Origin of the sequence: Halorussus litoreus (assembly GCF_003382685.1) — an archaeon.
GTDB classification, from domain to species: Archaea; Halobacteriota; Halobacteria; order Halobacteriales; family Haladaptataceae; genus Halorussus; species Halorussus litoreus.
In genome coordinates this window covers 1-17,408 of record NZ_QLVG01000057.1, presented here as the reverse complement: position 1 = coordinate 17,408, position 17,408 = coordinate 1, and the positions used below count along the sequence as shown (strand labels likewise).

At 67.0% G+C, this 17,408-nt stretch carries 19 protein-coding genes; 13 read left to right on the top strand and 6 right to left on the bottom strand.

Going from position 1 to position 17,408, the window contains the following annotated elements:
* The first annotated feature begins 1 nt into the window (after position 1).
* The 4 genes from DPQ64_RS15930 (at position 2) to ftsY (ending at position 2,512) form a co-directional block, all read left to right on the top strand.
* Complete coding sequence (locus DPQ64_RS15930; protein WP_115865302.1) at positions 2-667, top strand: translation initiation factor IF-6; 666 nt, start codon at positions 2-4, stop codon at positions 665-667.
* An 88-nt stretch (positions 668-755) separates the two neighbouring features.
* Positions 756-932: a 50S ribosomal protein L18Ae gene (gene rpl18a / locus DPQ64_RS15925; protein WP_115865301.1), complete on the top strand. Its 177-nt coding sequence runs from the start codon at positions 756-758 to the stop codon at positions 930-932.
* A complete protein-coding gene (pfdA, locus tag DPQ64_RS19345; RefSeq protein WP_198662165.1) occupies positions 929-1,396 on the top strand; it encodes a prefoldin subunit alpha in 468 nt (155 codons plus the stop codon). The genes rpl18a and pfdA overlap by 4 nt, the downstream gene beginning before the upstream one ends.
* Before the next feature lie 6 nt (positions 1,397-1,402).
* The gene (gene ftsY, locus DPQ64_RS15920) at positions 1,403-2,512 is read left to right on the top strand and encodes a signal recognition particle-docking protein FtsY (protein WP_198662164.1); all 1,110 of its coding nucleotides are present in this window, start codon (positions 1,403-1,405) and stop codon (positions 2,510-2,512) included.
* A gap of 46 nt (positions 2,513-2,558) precedes the next feature.
* Here the strand turns inward: ftsY and DPQ64_RS15915 are convergent, their stop codons facing one another.
* Positions 2,559-2,834: a hypothetical protein gene (locus DPQ64_RS15915; protein WP_115865300.1), complete on the bottom strand. Its 276-nt coding sequence runs from the start codon at positions 2,832-2,834 to the stop codon at positions 2,559-2,561.
* A gap of 206 nt (positions 2,835-3,040) precedes the next feature.
* Here DPQ64_RS15915 and DPQ64_RS15910 point away from each other — a divergent pair, with 206 nt between their 5' ends.
* The 3 genes from DPQ64_RS15910 (at position 3,041) to DPQ64_RS15900 (ending at position 5,728) form a co-directional block, all read left to right on the top strand.
* A complete protein-coding gene (locus DPQ64_RS15910; RefSeq protein WP_115865299.1) occupies positions 3,041-4,438 on the top strand; it encodes a signal recognition particle protein Srp54 in 1,398 nt (465 codons plus the stop codon).
* A 132-nt stretch (positions 4,439-4,570) separates the two neighbouring features.
* A complete protein-coding gene (locus tag DPQ64_RS15905) occupies positions 4,571-5,170 on the top strand; it encodes a magnesium transporter (RefSeq protein ID WP_115865298.1) in 600 nt (199 codons plus the stop codon).
* Entirely contained in the window at positions 5,171-5,728 is a 558-nt protein-coding gene (locus DPQ64_RS15900) for a magnesium transporter (RefSeq protein WP_115865297.1), read from the top strand.
* On the opposite strand, the gene kynU is transcribed toward DPQ64_RS15900, so the two are convergent.
* Entirely contained in the window at positions 5,725-7,059 is a 1,335-nt protein-coding gene (gene kynU, locus DPQ64_RS15895) for a kynureninase (protein ID WP_115865296.1), read from the bottom strand. The two genes, DPQ64_RS15900 and kynU, sit on opposite strands and share 4 nt — an antisense overlap.
* Before the next feature lie 411 nt (positions 7,060-7,470).
* Here kynU and DPQ64_RS15890 point away from each other — a divergent pair, with 411 nt between their 5' ends.
* A complete protein-coding gene (locus DPQ64_RS15890) occupies positions 7,471-8,478 on the top strand; it encodes an alpha/beta hydrolase (RefSeq protein ID WP_232820606.1) in 1,008 nt (335 codons plus the stop codon).
* 180 nt (positions 8,479-8,658) lie between these two features.
* Here the strand turns inward: DPQ64_RS15890 and DPQ64_RS15885 are convergent, their stop codons facing one another.
* The 4 genes from DPQ64_RS15885 to htpX form a co-directional block, all read right to left on the bottom strand.
* Positions 8,659-9,648 (bottom strand): AI-2E family transporter, encoded by a 990-nt coding sequence (locus tag DPQ64_RS15885; protein ID WP_115865295.1) that lies wholly within the window; start codon positions 9,646-9,648, stop codon positions 8,659-8,661.
* 74 nt (positions 9,649-9,722) lie between these two features.
* Complete coding sequence (gene radA / locus DPQ64_RS15880; RefSeq protein WP_115865294.1) at positions 9,723-10,757, bottom strand: DNA repair and recombination protein RadA; 1,035 nt, start codon at positions 10,755-10,757, stop codon at positions 9,723-9,725.
* A 154-nt stretch (positions 10,758-10,911) separates the two neighbouring features.
* Positions 10,912-11,517, bottom strand: coding sequence for a PspA-associated protein PspAB (gene pspAB / locus DPQ64_RS15875; protein ID WP_115865293.1), 606 nt, complete (start codon positions 11,515-11,517; stop codon positions 10,912-10,914).
* A gap of 115 nt (positions 11,518-11,632) precedes the next feature.
* A complete protein-coding gene (htpX, locus tag DPQ64_RS15870; protein WP_115865292.1) occupies positions 11,633-12,505 on the bottom strand; it encodes a zinc metalloprotease HtpX in 873 nt (290 codons plus the stop codon).
* A gap of 185 nt (positions 12,506-12,690) precedes the next feature.
* On the opposite strand from htpX, the gene DPQ64_RS15865 reads away from it, so the two are divergent.
* The 5 genes from DPQ64_RS15865 to DPQ64_RS19340 all read left to right on the top strand — a co-directional run bounded on the left by DPQ64_RS15865 (position 12,691) and on the right by DPQ64_RS19340 (position 17,387).
* Positions 12,691-14,004 (top strand): aminotransferase family protein, encoded by a 1,314-nt coding sequence (locus tag DPQ64_RS15865; RefSeq protein WP_115865291.1) that lies wholly within the window; start codon positions 12,691-12,693, stop codon positions 14,002-14,004.
* 292 nt (positions 14,005-14,296) lie between these two features.
* Positions 14,297-14,893: a hypothetical protein gene (locus DPQ64_RS15860; protein ID WP_115865290.1), complete on the top strand. Its 597-nt coding sequence runs from the start codon at positions 14,297-14,299 to the stop codon at positions 14,891-14,893.
* A 71-nt stretch (positions 14,894-14,964) separates the two neighbouring features.
* The gene (locus DPQ64_RS15855) at positions 14,965-16,107 is read left to right on the top strand and encodes a 60S ribosomal export protein NMD3 (protein WP_115865289.1); all 1,143 of its coding nucleotides are present in this window, start codon (positions 14,965-14,967) and stop codon (positions 16,105-16,107) included.
* Positions 16,104-17,153 carry a class I SAM-dependent methyltransferase gene (locus DPQ64_RS15850; protein WP_115865288.1) on the top strand — a complete coding sequence of 350 codons (1,050 nt, stop codon included), beginning with the start codon at positions 16,104-16,106 and terminating at the stop codon, positions 17,151-17,153. The genes DPQ64_RS15855 and DPQ64_RS15850 overlap by 4 nt, the downstream gene beginning before the upstream one ends.
* A gap of 78 nt (positions 17,154-17,231) precedes the next feature.
* Positions 17,232-17,387 carry a hypothetical protein gene (locus DPQ64_RS19340; protein ID WP_198662163.1) on the top strand — a complete coding sequence of 52 codons (156 nt, stop codon included), beginning with the start codon at positions 17,232-17,234 and terminating at the stop codon, positions 17,385-17,387.
* Positions 17,388-17,408: the final 21 nt, after the last annotated feature.

Sequence of the window (17,408 nt, the reverse complement as noted above, 5' to 3'; positions counted from 1 at the left end):
TTTGCTCCGCGCCGCCTTTCTCGGCTCGTCGTACGTCGGTGTGTTCGCTCGCGCCACCGACGAGTACCTGCTGGTCCGGCCGGACCTCGACGACGACATCGTTGCCGACGTGAGCGACGAACTCGGCGTCGATCCCGTCGAGACCACGGTCGGGGGCTCCTCGACCGTCGGCGCGCTCGCGGTCGACAACGAGAACGGCCTGCTGGTCAGCAACCGGGTCACCGACCGCGAGCGCGACCGCATCGCCGACGCCACGGGCGCGACCGTGACCGAACTCCCCGGCAAGATCAACGCCGCCGGGAACGTCGTCCTCGCTAACGACAGCGGCGCGTACGTCCACCCCGACCTGCCCCGCGACGCCGTGCAGGCGGTCGAGCGCGCGCTCGACGTGCCCGTCGAGCGCGGCGAACTCGCCGACGTTCGCACGGTCGGCACCGCCGCGGTCGCCACGAACGACGGCGTGCTCTGTCACCCGAAGGCGACCGACGACCAGCTCGACCGGCTCGAAGACGTGCTGGGCGTGCCCGCCGACATCGGCACCGTCAACTACGGCGCGCCGCTGGTCGGATCGGGCCTGCTGGCCACCGAGTACGGCTACGTCGTCGGACAGGAGACGACCGGGCCGGAGCTCGGTCGGATCGATCAGGCGCTCGGCTACATCGAGTGACGCTATCCGTTCGCGGTACCGGACTCGGACCGCTCGCTGTCGTCCCCGAGTAGGAAGATTCTTCCCTGCGCACGTCCCAGATTTGGTCATGAGTGAGTTTACTGTACGTGGCCAGTTTCAGGCGCGAGACGGCTGGCAGGAGTTCGAGACGGAACTCGAAGCAGAGAACGAGAACGTGGCGCGCGAACACGCCTACGCCAACTTCGGCGGCCGGTACGGCCTGAAGCGGACCCAGGTCGATGTCGAGGAGGTCGAAGCACAATGATGGGCGGTGGTGGCGGTAACCCCGAACTACAGGAGCTGTCCCAGCAGCTACAGGAGCTCGAAGAGGCCAAAGAGGAGCTCGAAGCCGAGATCGAAGAGCTCCGCGAGGAGAAGACCGAGATCGACGAGGCCATCCGGACGCTCGACGCGCTCGACACCGGCTCGACCGTGCAGGTCCCCCTCGGCGGCGGCGCGCACGTCCACGCGGAGGTCCAGGACCTCGACGAGGTCGTCGTGGAACTCGGCGGCGGCTACGCGGCCGAGCGCGAGGAGGACGACGCGGTCGAGACGCTGGAGAACAAGCAGGACACCATCGACGAGCGCATCTCGGACCTCGAAGACGAAGTGAGCGACGTGGAAGCCGAGAGCGACGAACTGGAGCAGAAGGCCCAGCAGCTCCAGCAACAGCAGATGCAACAGCAGATGCAGCAGATGCAGGGTGAGGGGAACGACGAGGACCAGTAATCCGAGATGTTCGACAGCCTGAAGGATAAACTCGGGAGTTTCCGGAAGGACGTCGAGGAGACGACCGAGGAGAAGGCCGAAGCCGAGGCTGAAGCGGAAGCGGAAGCCGCGGCCGAAGCCGAGGCCGAACCTGAAACCGAGGCGAACGCTTCGGACGCGGCCGACGCGGAGGCGGCCGAGTCCGCGGCGTCGGACGACGCCGCGGACTCGACCGCCTCGTCGGGCGGCGGATTCGCGGCGAAGGCCAAGTCGTTCGCGAAGGGCGAGATCGTCATCGAGGAGCAGGACCTCGAAGACCCGCTCTGGGAACTCGAGATGGCGCTACTGGAGAGCGACGTGGAGATGAACGTCGCTCAGGAGATCCTCGACAACATCCGCGAGGACCTCGTGGGCGCGACCCGGTCGTTCAGTAGCGAGACCGCCGACGTGGTCGAGCAGGCGCTCGCCGACTCGCTGTTGAAGGTCATCTCCGTCGGCCAGTTCGACTTCGACCAGCGCATCGCCGAGGCCGACAAGCCCGTCACCATCATCTTCACGGGCGTCAACGGCGTCGGCAAGACCACCACCATCGCGAAGCTCTCGAAGTACCTCAAAGACCGGGGCTACTCGACCGTGATGGCGAACGGCGACACCTATCGGGCCGGCGCGAACGAGCAGATCCAGGAGCACGCCGACAACCTCGACACGAAGCTCATCTCCCACGAGCAGGGCGGCGACCCCGCGGCGGTCATCTACGACGCCGTGGAGTACGCCGACTCCCACGACGTAGACGTGGTGCTGGGCGACACCGCGGGTCGGCTCCACACCAACGAGGGGCTGATGGACCAACTGGAGAAGATCGGCCGCGTCGTCGGTCCGGACATGACCCTGTTCGTCGACGAGGCCGTGGCCGGACAGGACGCGGTCCAGCGCGCCAAGCAGTTCAACGAGGCCGCCGAGATCGACGGTGCCGTCCTCACCAAGGCCGACGCCGACTCGCAGGGCGGCGCGGCAATCTCCATCGCCCACGTGACGGGCAAGCCCATCCTCTTCCTCGGCGTTGGACAGGGTTACGACGACGTCGAGAAGTTCGAACCGGAAGAACTGGTCGGGCGGCTGCTCGGCGACGAGGAGTAGTCTTCGTTTTTCGGGTGGCGTCTTTCGAGTTGGTCGGCTTCCATTTTCAAGTGGCCCGGTATCGGAGCGCCACCGCGACGTTCAGCGCGACGAGTCCCAGCGTCACCAGCCCGAGCGTGAACAGTTCGACTGGGAGGTCGCGGAACGCGAGCCAGTACGACGCCGTGAGGATCGCGAGCGCGACCACGATGTTGTACGCGTCTGCGGCCAGTTCGCTGGCGAGGTCGACGGTCGTCGGCCCCCGAGAGTCACCGCCGGTGTCCGCGGGATCGCCGTCCGTTCCGACCGAGCTGTCGCGTGCCTTTCTTAAATCTCGTGCCATGCATTGAACCGCTGCGGGTGGGGATTCCGATGGGTGAGTTATAGCTTTGTTGGCCATCCGGCGACGGAACGTGCAGCGGGTCACGTGGTGAGCGACGAACGGAAGCAGAGCGAAAGACGGACGAGAGCGGAGTGAATGACCAGCGAGTTCGCACACCGTCCGTAGAAAAAGCCTTTAACGCCCACGCAGTCTACCCTACGATAACGATGGTACTCGACGACCTGGGAAGCTCCCTCCGCGACTCCCTCGGCAAACTCAGCGGGCAGACCCGCGTGACCGAGGAGGACGTGGAGGAAATCGTCAAGGAGATCCAGCGGTCGCTGCTGCAGTCCGACGTCGAGGTCAGTCTCGTGATGGACCTCTCGGACTCCATCAAGGAGCGCGCGCTGGAGGAGGAGCCGCCCGGCGGGACCTCGGCCCGGGACCACGTGCTCAGCATCGTCTACGAGGAGATGGTCGACCTCGTGGGCGACAGCACCGACATCCCGCTCGAAGAGCAGACGATCCTGCTCGCCGGGCTACAGGGGTCAGGGAAGACCACCACCGCGGCCAAGATGGCGTGGTGGTTCTCGAAGAAGGGACTCAGGCCCGCCGTGGTCCAGACCGACACCTTCCGGCCCGGCGCGTACGATCAGGCCAAGGAGATGGCCGAGCGCGCCGAGGTGGACTTCTACGGCGACCCGGACGCCGACGACCCCGTCCAGATCGCCCGCGACGGCCTCGAAGCCACCAGCGACGCCGACGTTCACATCGTGGACACGGCGGGGCGACACGCGCTGGAGGACGACCTCATCGCCGAGATCGAGGAGATCGAGCGCGCGGTCGACCCCGACCGGAACCTGCTCGTGCTCGACGCCGCGATCGGTCAGGGCGCGAAGGAGCAGGCCCGCCAGTTCGACGACTCCATCGGCATCGAGGGTGTCGTCGTCACGAAGCTCGACGGGACCGCGAAAGGGGGCGGCGCGCTAACCGCGGTCAACGAGACCGACTCCTCCATCGCGTTCCTCGGCACCGGCGAGACGGTCCAGGACGTCGAGCGCTTCGAGCCCTCGGGGTTCATCTCGCGCCTGCTCGGCATGGGCGACCTGAAGCAGCTCACCGAGCGCGTCGAGCGCGCGATGGAGGAGACCGGGACCGAAGACGACGACTGGGACCCCGAGGATATGCTGAAGGGGGAGTTCACCCTCAACGACATGCGCAAACAGATGCAGGCGATGAACAACATGGGGCCGCTCGACCAGGTGATGGACATGATCCCCGGCATGGGCGGCGGCCTGATGGACGAACTCCCGGACGATGCGATGGACGTGACCCAGGACCGGATGCGCTCGTTCGAGGTCATCATGGACTCGATGACCGACGCGGAACTCGAGAACCCCCGCGCCATCGGCGCGAGTCAAGTCGAGCGCATCGCGCGCGGAAGCGGTCAGGACGAAGAGCGCGTGCGCGAACTCCTCGAACAGCACAAGATGATGTCCCAGACCCTCAAGCAGTTCCAGGGGATGGGGCAGGGTAACATGGAGCGCATGATGAAGAAGATGCAGAATCAGGGCGGCGGTGGCGGCGGCGGTGGGATGGGCGGGATGGGGCCGTTCGGTGACTGAGGACGGTTCTCCGTTGTTTTCCTGACACAGCCAGCGTCTCGCAGGCTCTCCCGGTAGTCGAACCGTCGACGGGGCGACTGCGAACCGTCGACACACCCGCTTTTTTAGCTCGGGGCCGAGACGTGTGCGTAGATGTCCGTCTTCGAGGTCGCCGCGCAGGCCTACCGCGAGGCGCTCCCAGCGATGGCCGCGAGCACGGTCGGGGGCCTGTTCGCGGGAGTCGTCCTCGGCGGGATGCGCGCGGAGCTGCGGGCCGTCCCCGGCCTGCTCGTCCTCGTGCCCGCGCTCCTGGCGACCCGGGGGAACGTCTACGGCTCGCTCGGCGCGCGGCTCTCGACCGGGCTCCATCAGGGGCTGGTCGAACCCGCGTTCGCGATGGACGATGGGCTGGCGTCAGCGGTGGACGACCGGGTCCTGGCGGCCGTGACGGCGGCGCTCGCGAACGGGATTCTGGCGAGTCTCTTTGCGTCGGTCGTCGCGTTTCTGACGCTCACGACGCTCGGCGACCCCGTCGCGCCCCTGCCGACGCTGCTCGCCATCGCGCTACTCGCCGGGGTGTTCTCCGGCGTGGCGCTGACCGTCGCGGTCGTCTCGGTGGTGTTCGTCGGCTTCCGCCGGGGGTACAACCCCGACACACTGGTCGGCCCGCTGGTGACGACGACCGGCGACGTGTTCGGCATCGCCTTCCTCCTGCTCGCGACCAGAATCGTGCTCGCGCTGGGGGGGATTTGAGTGCAGACCGAATGGCGCGTCCGGGCCATCACGCGGGCGACCCTGCCCATCCTGCTCGCGCTCACGGTGGTCGAGATCGGGAGCGGGCTGGTGCTGGGATCGTTCGAGGCCACCCTGCTGGCCTACCCCTCGCTGCTGACGCTGGTGCCGGTGACCATCGGCACGGCGGGCAACCTCGGGAGCGTGCTCGCCGCGCGACTCTCGACCGCGTTCCACCTCGGGACGCTGTCGTTCGACCCTGCGGACGACCAACTCGCGGGCAACGCGGTGGCGACGATGGCGCTGGCGCTCACAATCTTCCCGGCGGTCGGCGCGGGCGCGTGGACCCTCTCGCTCGCGCTCGGGACCGTACAGCTCCCACTGCTCACGGTCGTCGCGGTGGCGCTGGCGAGCGGCGCGGCACTCGCGGTGGTCGCCGTCGCGGTGACGCTGGTCGCGACCTACGCGGCGTATCGGTACGAACTCGATCCCGACGACGTGGTGATTCCGGTCGTGACGAACGTCTGTGACGTGCTCGGCGTGCTGGTACTGTTCACAGTGGTGCAGATTCTCGTCTAGGTGACCCCGCCGCCGCGCTCCGCGAAGTTCTCGTACTCCGCATCGTCGACCACCTGCGTCAACTGCTCGACCACCTCCCAGACGTCCTCGAAGCCGGTGTACAGCGGTGAGGGGCAGATCCGGATCACGTTCGGCGGGCGGAAGTCCGCGACGACGCCGCGCTCCTTCAGCGCCTCGCAGACGCGGTAGGCCTCCGGATGCTCGACCGCGACGTGGCCGCCCCGGCGCTCGGCGTCTCGGGGCGTGCCGACCTCGCAGTCGGGCAGGCGCTCGTCCACGAGGAAGGCGAGGTACCCGGTGAGCGAAAGGGACTTCTCGCGGACCGCCTCGACGCCGGCCCGGAGCCGTCCGTCGCTCGCTGCGGCGGCGTCCTCGAAGACGTCGAGCGAGCCAGCCAGCGGCGCGGCCGAGAGGATCGGAATCGTCCCGATCTGGTAGGCCCCGGCGTCGGCGGCCGGGGTGTACGTCGGGTTCATGTCGAACTGGGTCTCCTTCTCGTGGCCCCACCAGCCCGCGAGCGCGGGCGTCTTGCCGAAGTGGTCTGAATTGACGTACAGGCCCGCGATGGACCCGGGGCCCGCGTTGAGGTACTTGTAGCTGCACCAGACCGCGAAGTCCGCGCCGATGTCCGAGAGGTCGTGGGGCACCACGCCGACCGAGTGGGCGAGATCGAACCCCGCGAGGATCCCCTTCTCGTGGGCGGCCTCGGTGATGCGTTCGAGGTCGAGCAGTTGCCCGCTCCGGTAGAGCACCGACGGGAGAAAGGCGATGGCGGTGTCCTCGTCCATCGCGGCGATAACGTCCTCCTCTGCGATGGTCCGGCCGTCGCGGCTCTCGACCACGGTCAGCGCCTCGTCGGGGTCGACGCCGCGCTGGCGCAACTGGGCGCGGATGGCGTAGTGGTCGGTCGGGAAGTCGAGGTCGTCGACGATGATCTTGGTCCGCTCCGAGGAGTCCCCGTCAGCCCGCCTCGCGCGGTCGTAGAACGTCCCGACGAGCGTGTGGATGTTCACCGTCGTCGAGTTGGCGACGACGACTTCGGACTCGTCCGCGCCGACGAGCGGGGCCAGCCTGTCGCCCAACCGCTCGCCGTAGTGGAACCACTGCGGGTCGGCGTCGGTCCACCCGCGGATGGCGAGGTCGCGCCACTCCTCGACCGCCGAGTCGAGCGCGTCCTCGGCGTCCTCCGAGAGGAGACCGAGAGAGTTGCCGTCGACGTACCACTCGTCCTCGGGGTCGTAGAACCGGTCGGCGAGATTCGCGAGCGGGTCGGCCTCGTCGCGCCGAGTTGCGTACTCGCGGCCGCGTTCGAACTCCTCGTCTCCGTCCATGCGCGAATCGAGCGCCGGAGTCGGGTTAGTAGTTTGGACTCCGGGTGTCGTTTCCTGACTTGTCACAAGCCCCAAGTCGCGCTCTGTGCCTAATCCAGTCCGCGACGCTCCGTTCAGCAGTCCACCGCCGCGCTCTGCTCACCAGTCCACGGGGTGCGCCGTGCCTGCGCGCGCTTCGCCCGCGCTTCGCCCGCGCAGGCACGGCGGGGAGGCACGGGGCGCGGTGCGGTTGCTGTGCGGTCGCGGCACTCCAAGGTTCAAGGAGTAGCTAGCTTCACGTCGTCATCATTCCCGTGTTGCCCTCGACCAAACTCGATCGGCGTCTCGCAGTGATCTCAACCTGCCGTACGACCGGAGACAACAGCGAGAACAGGAACACTACTTTCTCATTCGGGGACCAACCACCGACTCGTGACCCGACCCCTGCAAACCGAACTCGACCCCGAGGCCGCCGCGGTGATCGAGGAGATCGAGGCCGAAGGTGTCCCCGAGTGGTCGGCGCTGTCGGTCGCGTCCGCGCGCCGCGTCGAGGACGAGGTCTTCTCCGCCGAGGACCCGCCGGACGTCGACTTCGTGCGCGACCTCGCGATTCCGGGTCCCGGTAGTGAGACCGCCCCGGAGAGCGAGTCCGGCCCGGAGAGCGAAATTCCGATACGAGTCTACCGCCACGGCTTCAACCCCGCAAACGCCGACCCCCCAAACGATGACTCGGCGCGTCCGGTTCTCGTCTACTACCACGGCGGCGGGTGGGTGCTCGGCACGCTCGACTCCATCGACGGAGCCTGTCGCCGACTCGCCCGGCGCGGGAAGTGCGTGGTCGTCTCGGTGGACTACCGGCTCGCGCCCGAACACCCCTTCCCCGCCGCGGTCGAGGACGCCGTCGCCGCGCTCCGGTGGACCGCCGACAACGCCGCGGTGTTCGGCGGGGACCCCGACCGGCTCGCGGTCGGCGGCACCAGCGCGGGCGGGAACCTCGCTGCCGTGACCGCGCTCCGGGCGCGAGACGAGGGGACCGTCCCTGCGCCGGAGCGCCAGTTCCTGTTCTACCCCGTCACGGACCACGCCTTCGACACGGACTCCTACCGCGAGAACGGTGACGGCCCGCTCCTGACGAAGGCCGACATGGCGTGGTTCTGGGACCACTACCTCCGGAGCGCGGTCGACGGCGCGAACCCCTACGCCTCGGTGCTCCGCGCGCGGGACCTCTCGGGAGTTGCGCCCGCGACGGTGCTGACCTGCGGGCACGACCCGCTGCGCGACGAGGGAATCGCGTACGCCGAGCGACTGGAGTCGGCGGGCGTGGCGGTTCGCCACGACCACCATCCGGACCAGCCCCACGGATTCCTGAGCACGAGCGATTCGGTCGCGGCGGCCGACGACGCGCTCGACGAGATCGGCGCGGAATTGCGGGAGTTGTGAACTTCGACGGGGACGGAGTAACTGCGTTCTGGCTGTCCACGGAGTCTGATAGAGACGAATCTACGCTAGCTACTGCCGAGGCACACGAGAGACCGCACAGCGCGCGCCGGGTGGTCTGATGAGGATGTGAATCGACGACCGCGAATCAGTGAGGGTTCGAATTTCCGGAACGGGCAGAAGCTACGCGAGGTCGTAGTACGCCGAGAACACCTCGACCGTCGCCTTGAACAGCGCGAGAATGATGGGGCCGACGAAGATGCCGATCGCGCCGAAGAAGTAGATTGCCCCGAACACGCCGAGCAGGACGACGCCCGAGTGGAGCGACGACTCCTTGTCGATGACCAGCGCTCGGAGGTAGTCGTCGGTGACCGCGACTGCGGTCATCCCGTAGACGACCAGCAGGACGGCCGCGACGAGGCGGCCCTCGACCACGAGATAGATGGTCGCCCCACCCATGACCGGCGCGACGCCGACGATGGGTATCATCGCGAGGAACATCATCACGACCGTCCAGAGCCCGGCGTTCGGAACCCCGAGCGCGAACAGACCGAGGCCGGAGACCAACCCCTGCAGCGACGCGACGAACACGTGGCCCTTCAGCACCGCCCACGTCGCCTCCTCGGCCTCGGCGTACAGTTCGTCCTGCACCGCCTGCGGGAGCGGCGTCACGCCCCGGGCCCACGCGACGAGGCGGTCGGCGTCCTTGAGCAGGTAGTACAGCAGGAACAGGAACAGGAGGATACCGAGCGAGAAGTGGACGCTGGCGCTGGCGAACGCGGAGCTCTGCTCGGTCACGGTCGAGACGCCGGCTTCGAGTAGCTGTTCGAACCGCGAGCCGAGCTGGACGCCGAGGGTGCGCTCGACGAACTGTTGGACCGACCCGACCGCCGGAAGCTCGTCCACCGAGGTCGGGAAGTCGCTCACCCGGTCGAGCGCGACCTCTACAAACAGCCCCATGGGACCGACGACGAGCAACACCGTGAGCGAGACGAGCGCGACCGCAGACACCCGCTCCCCGATCTCCGGCGCGAGCCGTCGCTGGGCGGGTCGGAGCACGAACGCCAGCAGCATCGCCACGAGGAGGTATTCGAGGAACGGTTCGACGACGAGTACGGAAAGCACCGCGAGCGTCCCGACCAGAATCGCGGCGAACCCGGTCCGCGCCTTCATGCCTCGGAACGGACGGTTTCGCGGGGTAAAGGCGAACGGGCCGCAGTCCGCCAGCGTCAGTCCTTATCGAGCGATTACTCGGGCTTCAGGCCGTCGTTCTCGACGCGCATCACGGCCTCGCCGTCGGCGAGGTTGGGCGCGTCGACGAGCCGGACGATGCGCTTCTCGCCCTTCGACTTCCGGAGGTAGATGCGGAACGTCGACTTGTGGCCGAGGATGTTCCCCCCGATGGGCTGGGTCGGGTCGCCGAAGAAGGAGTCGGGGTTCGACGCGACCTGGTTGGTCACCACGACAGCGGTGTTGTGGAGGTTGCCGACCTTGTCGAGGTCGTGAAGGTGCTTGTTGAGCTTCTGCTGGCGCTCGGCGAGTTCGCCACGGCCGACGTACTCAGCGCGGAAGTGAGCCGTCAGCGAGTCGACGCAGAGCAGTCGGATCGGGTATTCGTCGTCCTGCGTCTCGTTGGCGAGTTCCTCGGCCTTCTCGGCCAGCAGCATCTGGTGGTTGGAGTTGAACGCCTTGGCGACATGGATTCTGTCGAGGAAGTCCTCGACCAGCGCTTCCATCGCCTCGTCGTCGCCGGGCGACCCTTCGATCTCGCGGTCGTCCATCGCGGCCTGGATGGCCTCGTCGGGCAGCCCTCGGACCATGTCGTCGATACGCTCGGGTCGGAACGTGTCCTCGCTGTCGATGAACATCGCGCTCCCGCCGAGCCCGCCGTGTTCGCGCGGGAGCTGGACGTTGACTACGAGCTGGTGGGTGACCTGGGACTTCCCGGCACCGAACTCGCCGTACACCTCCGTGATCGACTGAGTTTCGACGCCGCCGCCGAGCAGGTCGTCGACCTCGTCGATCTTCCACTTGAGCTTCCCGATCTTCTCGCGGCGTTCGAGCACGGTCGCGCCGGTCTCGAACCCGCCCACGTCGGCGGCTTCGCGCGCCGCCTGCACGATGTCCGCGGCGGTCGAGTCACCGACGTCGGCGGTGTTAGAGAGCTCGCTGGGGGCCGCGACCGCGAGGCCCTCGTAGGAGTCGAATCCTGCGTCCATCAGCTTCTCTGCCGTCGCCGGGCCGACGCCCGGAAGTTCTTCGAGGTCTGCGTTTGCTGCCATCGTATGCTTCGCTTGTGCGGCCCATCATATAAACCCACGTTAACAGGGAAGTGAAAGTGAAAATGCCGGCGGGCAACCGGGGCGGAGCGGTTGGTGGGATAGGTTTAAAACGGGAAAATTCGGCGTCGTTCTTTCCGGGGAAGTCAGTCGGCGCTCACTCCCACGGATGATCGCCGGCTCTGCTCGGCAGCAGCGCGTACCAGTACTCCTTGTCGTCCTCGATGGAGAGTTCGCCGTCGAGATTGCTCTCCAGCTTGAACTCCGCGCTGGAGTCCCGGTCGTTGGTCCCCTTCGGCACGAGCGGGTAGTACGCGCCCCGGCGGAACGAGTACACCCAGTAGCCGTACTGATTGTCCTTTTCGAAAGCAAACAGAGCCGCGAGCAGCCGCGAGCCGTAGCCGCGCTCGATGAGCGTGTCTGCTGCGAAGTGGAGGCTCGTGACGAGGTCCTCGAAGTCGTCGTCGCGGAGCACGACCCACGAGTAGCCGTAGTCGTCGGTGTGGCCCTCGGCTTCGGTACCGGTCTCCTCCGCGCCGACCTCCAGTATCTCGTGGACCTCGTCGACGGTCTCGGCGAAGTCCGTGTTGTCGACCTCCGAGAAACAGAGCGCCGCCTCGCCCACCGCCTCGTAGCCGAGCTCGGCCTCCATCGTGATGTACGCCGTGCTCATTCCGAACAGGTCCTCGGGGTCGGCGTTCGTCGTGGCGTCGGCTTCGGCCTTGATGCCCAGTACCTGCCGAAGTCCGTCGAACAGTCCCATGGACCGAACTACGCGCTCCCGAACAAAAAGGGGTGGTTCTGCGGTCGTCGGTTTCTGGGTCTCGTTACGGAAGGAGTCCAAGAGCCGGTTCGAGACGCCGCCCGCCTTGCTTCCGTCAGGCCGACTCCATCTCGCGTTCGAGGTCGCGCAGGCGCTCGATGCGGGTCTCGGTCTCCGGGTGCGTGCTGAACAGTTTGCTGATGAGGCCGCTCTTGATCGGGATGATGAAGAAGGCGTTCATCTCCGACTGCTGGCGGATGTCCTCCTTGGGCACCTTGCTCATCCCGCTGTCGATGGTCATCAGCGCCGACGCCAGCGCCGCGGGCTTGCCCGTGATGGACGCAGCCCCGCGGTCGGCGGCGAACTCGCGGTAGCGGCTGAGCGCCCGGATGAGCAGGAAGCTCACGACCCAGACCACCAGCGACGCCACGATGGCGACCCAGACGGGGGCCTGATTCCGGTTGTCCCCGCCGCCGCCGAACATCCAACCCCACCGGACCACGAGGAACGCGATGGTCGAGAGGAACGACGCGATGGTCATCACCATCATGTCGCGGTTCTTGACGTGGGCGAGTTCGTGGGCGAGCACGCCCTCGAGTTCCTCGCTGTCGAGCGTCCGCAGGAGGCCGGTCGTCACCGCGACGGCGGCGTTGTCCTGCGAGCGCCCGGTGGCGAAGGCGTTGGGCACGCGGCTGTCGACCACGGCCACCTTCGGCTTCGGCAGGTCGGCCTGCTGGGAGAGCCTGCCGATCATCCGGTGGAGTTCCGGGTAGTCGTTCTCGCTGACCTCCTTCGCGCCCATGCTCCACAGCGTCAACTTGTCGCTGAAGAAGAACTGGCCGACCGAGAATGCACCCATCACCAACACTATCCCCAAGATACTCGCGTACTGGGAGAGGATGCCGATGAAGACGATGTATAGCGCGAACAGCAGGAACATCGTCAGGGCCATCCGTCCTCTGAGCCCCCAGTCTGCTTTCCATTTCATGTGCGCCCCTATGTGTTCGCCCTTTTTAAACGTTCTTCGAGCACTCGTCCGGATTGACACGGTCGAGGTCCGGTCAGGCGTGGTCCCGTATCGTTCCAGTAATCTGACTCTTAATCCCGGCGGAGTCTGTCAGTTCCGGCTGTTCGGTCGGGAAGGCTTAACAGGGGGCACTCCGAGGTTCAGCTATGACCGACTCAGACGGAGCGGTGCAGGGGAGCACGCTACCACACTGGTACGACGGCGACGACGTGCCGACCATCACGCGAGGCGAGGGCGTCCGGGTGTACGACGACGAGGGGGCCGAGTACTTCGACTTCACCTCCCAGCTATACTGTGTCAACGCGGGCCACAGCGAGGAGTCGATCATCGAGGCCATGACCGAGCAGGCCCAGCGCATCCCGTACGTCTCCTCGAGCAAGCACAACGACACCCGGACGGAACTCGCCGAGCGAATCGCCGAGGTCGCGCCCGGCGACCTCTCGGACGTGTACTTCTCCATCTCCGGGAGCGAGGCCAACGAGGCGGCGGCCAGATTCGCCCGCGCTGAGCAGGACGCCCCGAAGGTGCTCACGCGCTGGCAGTCCTACCACGGCGGGAGCTACGGCTCGGCAGCGCTCACGGGCGACCCCGGGACCCGGAACGCGGTCGCACGGTACGCCGAGACCACCGGTTCGGGGAAGTTCCTCCCGCCTGTTCCGGGCGCGTTCGACGCCGACACGCCAGAGGAGCTGGCCCGAAAGGCGGCCGACCACCTCGAGTTCGTCATCCGGAACGAGGGCCACGAGTCCGTCGCCGCGATCATGACCGAACCCGTCGCCGGCAGCAGCGGGGCGTTTCCGGCACCGCCGGGCTACTTCGAGCGCGTCCGGGAGCTGTGCGACGAGTACGACATCCTGCTCATCGCCGACGAGGTCATCACGGGCTTCGGCCGGTGCGGCGAGTGGTTCGGTATGCAGACCGAGCCGGTCGACCCGGACCTGATCACCTTCGCGAAGGGCGTCACGAGTTCGTACGCACCCCTCGCGGGCGTGCTGGTCAGCGACTCGATCGGGTCGAGCCGGCGCGAGGACGGCATCGAGATCGGCCAGACGTTCGCCGGCCACCCGGTCGCCTGCGCCGCGGGACTGGCCGCCATGGACGTCTACGAGGAGCGGCTCATCGACAACGTCCGGGCGGTCACCCCGCCGTTCGAGTCCGAACTCCGCGAACTGGCCGAGCGCCACTATGCGGTCCGTGAGGTGCGCGGCCGTGGATTCCTCCACTCGGTGGTGTTCGCCGACCCCCAGACGGGCGAGCCGTTCGTGGACACGTGGGGCACCGACGAGGACGACAACCCGGTGGACGAGGTCGTGGAACTGGCGGCCGAGAACGGCGTGCTGGTCGCGACCGGCCGCCCGGACGACCAGATCATCCTCGCGCCGCCGCTCCCCGCCGACGAGGACGATATTCAGGAAGGTGTGAGCGTGCTGGACGCGGCCATCGGCGAGGTGTTCGGGTAGCACAGTCGTCGACCGACGCGCGGGGCGAGACGACGCTCGCGAGCGTCGTCTCGCCCCGAGCGGTCTCGTCCCGTTCGTCGGAAATCCCGGCCATGGAGAACTTCCCACGGGCCACCGAAATCTCGTTCTGGGCTCTCGTTGTCTCGACTGATGTCTTAGTAATCTCTCGGACTAGGGTTTACATTTATCTAAATCTGTCCTAGACAATAGAAAAAGAGTAAGGACTTGTCCTGTTGTGGTCTGTAGAACTGTCGGGATCCGGTCAACACGCATGAAGTGAACCACCGCTGTGGTGCTGACTACGGCACTCGTCGTTGGAGTCCTCCTCGTCGTCGGAGTCCTCGAAGCTTCGGGCAGTTCCGTCAGCGTTCAAGACGACGAGCAACCGTGTCACGACATCGAGATTATCCCGGACCCCAGCACGGTTTTACAGAACGAATCGGCGTCACTTGCAGTGCAGATTCACAACCAGGCGGACCGCGACTGTTTCGTCCTCGTTCGAGTCTTCGAGCCGTACGGCGTGAGCGGGATGCGCGTCGACGGTGAGCGGCCGAGTATTCCGCAGAACAACACCGAGATGTGGCAGTCGTGGGAGACGCTGGACTCCCGACAGCGCCTCGCGATTCCGATAACGATAGAACCGGGTTCGGATGCGGACGAACACTCGATCCCCGTCCAAGTGAAGTATTTCGACCCGAACAACAATTACACTGAGAAGTGGGAACTCGGTACTCTCGTCGTCGGCCAGTGTTCCGCCACGTGCGTTGCATGGGAGTCGTTGAAAGCGGTGTTGGAAGTCCTCGTGGAATACCGTGGGTCAGTGATAGCCATACTGAGCCTCGTCGTAGCGATACTCAGTCTCTCGTTTGCCACGGTCAAGGCGAGATAGCGCTCGCTCTTCGGCAAACGCGCGCTCCGTGCTTCTTCAGACTTAAACCCTCCAAACCCCTACCCACCTCCATGACTACCGACACCCGCCAGTTCTGCCCGAACTGCGGGGACCCACTCGACGCCGACCCCGCCGAGCGGCCGTCGCTCCCGGAAGCAGCGGGCAAGCGCGGCAAGGAGCAGAAGCTCTGCGACTCGTGTTACTTCGACCGGTTCGACCTCGTGGACGCGCCCGACCGCATCGAGGTCCGGGTGTGCTCGCGCTGTGGTGCGGTCCACCGCGGGAACCGCTGGGTGGACGTCGACGCCCGCGACTACACCGACATCGCCATCGAGGCGGTCAGCGAAGCGCTGGGCGTCCACCTCGACGCTCGCGACGTGAGTTGGCAGGTCGACCCCGAGCAGGTCGACCAGAACACCATCCGGATGCACTGTCGATTCTCCGGTCTCGTGCGCGAGACGTTCGTCGAGGAGGAGGTCGTCGTCCCCGTCAAGATCTCCCGGGAGACCTGCCTGCGGTGTGGCCGCATCGCTGGCGACTACTACGCCAGCACGGTCCAGGTCCGGGCGGTCGAGCGCACGCCCACGACCGAGGAGGTCGAGCGCGCCGAGGAGATCGCCCACGAGATCGTCGCCGACATGGAGGCGACGGGCGACCGCAACGCCTTCGTCACCGAGATCAGCCGGACCGACGACGGGGTGAACGTCAAGGTCTCGACCACCAACATCGGCAAGAAGATTGCAGCGAAGCTAATCGAGGAGTTCGGCGGCAGCTACTCGGACTCCGAGACCCTCGTGACCGAGGACGAGGACGGCGAGGAGGTGTACCGGGTCACGTACGCGGTCCGGCTCCCGCCGTACTCGCCGGGCGAGATCATCGACCTCCACGGCGACGACGGCGGGCCCGTCCTCGTGCGAAGCGTCCGCGGGAACCTGAAGGGGACGCGACTCACGACCGGCGAGGACTACGAGGCCGGTTTCGAGGAGGGCGACGCCCCAGACGCCCGGCGACTCGGGCACGTCGAGGACGCCGAGGAGACCACCCTCGTGACGGTCGAGGACGAGCGCGCGGTGCAGGTGCTCGACCCCGAGACGTACCGGTCGAAGACCGTCGCTCGGCCGGACTACATGGACCCCGACGCAGAGAGCGTGCCGGTGTTGAAGAGCCGCGCGGGCCTGCACGTGGTGCCCGAGCAGGACGACGGGGAGGGATGACGGGGAGTGATCTCGCCGCGGTCGTCCGCAAGCCCGAGAGCGAGGCGACCATCGCCGCCCTGCGCGAGGAAGGCGTCTACGACGTGGCCCGGTCGGTCCGCGAGCGCGACGACGACACCGTCGAACTTCCCGTCACGGAACCCCCCGCAGAGACGGCGGTCCTCGACGTGGTCGAGCAGGTCGCTCCCGAGCGACGGCTGCCGGATCTCGCTGCCCACCTCCGCGAGCGGGGCTGGTCGGACGACGAGATCGAGCGCGCGCCGTCCTCGTGGGCGGTGATAGGCAGCGTCGTGCTCGTCACGTTCGAGGACGGTCCTGACGCCGAAGCAGCCGACCGCGACGGGGAGGACGGAATCGACCGGGCGGAAGTCGGCGAGGCGCTGCTCGACCTCCACGGCGAGGCCGACACCGTGCTGGCGAACGAGGGCGTCTCCGGCGAGCACCGCGAACCCTCGGTGTCTGTCGTCGCGGGCGAGGGCGACACCGAGACGGTCCACGCCGAGCACGGCACCCGGTACGCGCTCGACCTCGCACAAGTCATGTTCTCGCCGGGAAACAAGGCCGAGCGCGCCCGGATGGGAGAGATAGCGAGCCCGGGCGAGCGCGTGTTCGACATGTTCGCGGGAATCGGCTACTTCACCCTCCCGATGGCCAGGGCCGGAGCCGAGGTGACCGCGACCGAGCGGAACCCCGAGGCGTTCCGCTACCTCGTCGAGAACGCGATGCTCAACGACGTGGCCGAGCGCGTCTCGGCGTTCCGTGCGGACTGTCGCGAGGTGGCGGTCGAACCCGAGGCCGACCGCGTGGTGATGGGCTACTACGAAGCTCACGAGTACCTCGACGCGGCGCTCGCGGCGCTGCGGCCCGGCGGGACGGTTCACCTCCACGAGGCGACGCCGGAGGACCTGCTCTGGGACCGTCCGGTGTCACGGCTCCGGGAAGCCGCAGACGAGCGCGACCGCGAGGTCGAGGTGCTGGACCGCCGGAAAGTCAAGAGCCACAGCGAGGGCGTCTGGCACGTGGTCGTGGACGCGAGGATCGAGTAGTGCGGTCGCGTCGAACGATTGGATAGCGCCGAACGGTTCGGTAGTTTGACGTTCCGCTGCGGAAACCCGTCCCACGAGATGGCCGACAAGCGCGAGGTCGTGAGCGTCCTGATCGCGCTGGAGTTCGTCGTGGTCGCCGCGGCGCTGTTCCTTCTCGTGGCGTTCGAAGTCGCCGCTCCGGTTCTCCCGCTCGCGCTGGTCCTGCTGTTCGCGCTGTACCGGTACCGCTCGTAGCTGGGCCGGGAGGGCGGGCGG

Bases quoted from the DNA above. Each gene is read 5' to 3' on its own strand.
- rpl18a (WP_115865301.1), top strand. From the start codon at position 756: ATGAGTGAGTTTACTGTACGTGGCCAGTTTCAGGCGCGAGACGGCTGG.
- pfdA (WP_198662165.1), top strand. From the start codon at position 929: ATGATGGGCGGTGGTGGCGGTAACCCCGAACTACAGGAGCTGTCCCAG.
- ftsY (WP_198662164.1), top strand. From the start codon at position 1,403: ATGTTCGACAGCCTGAAGGATAAACTCGGGAGTTTCCGGAAGGACGTC.
- DPQ64_RS15915 (WP_115865300.1), bottom strand. From the start codon at position 2,834: ATGGCACGAGATTTAAGAAAGGCACGCGACAGCTCGGTCGGAACGGAC.
- DPQ64_RS15910 (WP_115865299.1), top strand. From the start codon at position 3,041: ATGGTACTCGACGACCTGGGAAGCTCCCTCCGCGACTCCCTCGGCAAA.
- DPQ64_RS15905 (WP_115865298.1), top strand. From the start codon at position 4,571: ATGTCCGTCTTCGAGGTCGCCGCGCAGGCCTACCGCGAGGCGCTCCCA.
- kynU (WP_115865296.1), bottom strand. From the start codon at position 7,059: ATGGACGGAGACGAGGAGTTCGAACGCGGCCGCGAGTACGCAACTCGG.
- DPQ64_RS15885 (WP_115865295.1), bottom strand. From the start codon at position 9,648: ATGAAGGCGCGGACCGGGTTCGCCGCGATTCTGGTCGGGACGCTCGCG.
- radA (WP_115865294.1), bottom strand. From the start codon at position 10,757: ATGGCAGCAAACGCAGACCTCGAAGAACTTCCGGGCGTCGGCCCGGCG.
- pspAB (WP_115865293.1), bottom strand. From the start codon at position 11,517: ATGGGACTGTTCGACGGACTTCGGCAGGTACTGGGCATCAAGGCCGAA.
- htpX (WP_115865292.1), bottom strand. From the start codon at position 12,505: ATGAAATGGAAAGCAGACTGGGGGCTCAGAGGACGGATGGCCCTGACG.
- DPQ64_RS15865 (WP_115865291.1), top strand. From the start codon at position 12,691: ATGACCGACTCAGACGGAGCGGTGCAGGGGAGCACGCTACCACACTGG.
- DPQ64_RS15855 (WP_115865289.1), top strand. From the start codon at position 14,965: ATGACTACCGACACCCGCCAGTTCTGCCCGAACTGCGGGGACCCACTC.
- DPQ64_RS15850 (WP_115865288.1), top strand. From the start codon at position 16,104: ATGACGGGGAGTGATCTCGCCGCGGTCGTCCGCAAGCCCGAGAGCGAG.
- DPQ64_RS19340 (WP_198662163.1), top strand. From the start codon at position 17,232: ATGGCCGACAAGCGCGAGGTCGTGAGCGTCCTGATCGCGCTGGAGTTC.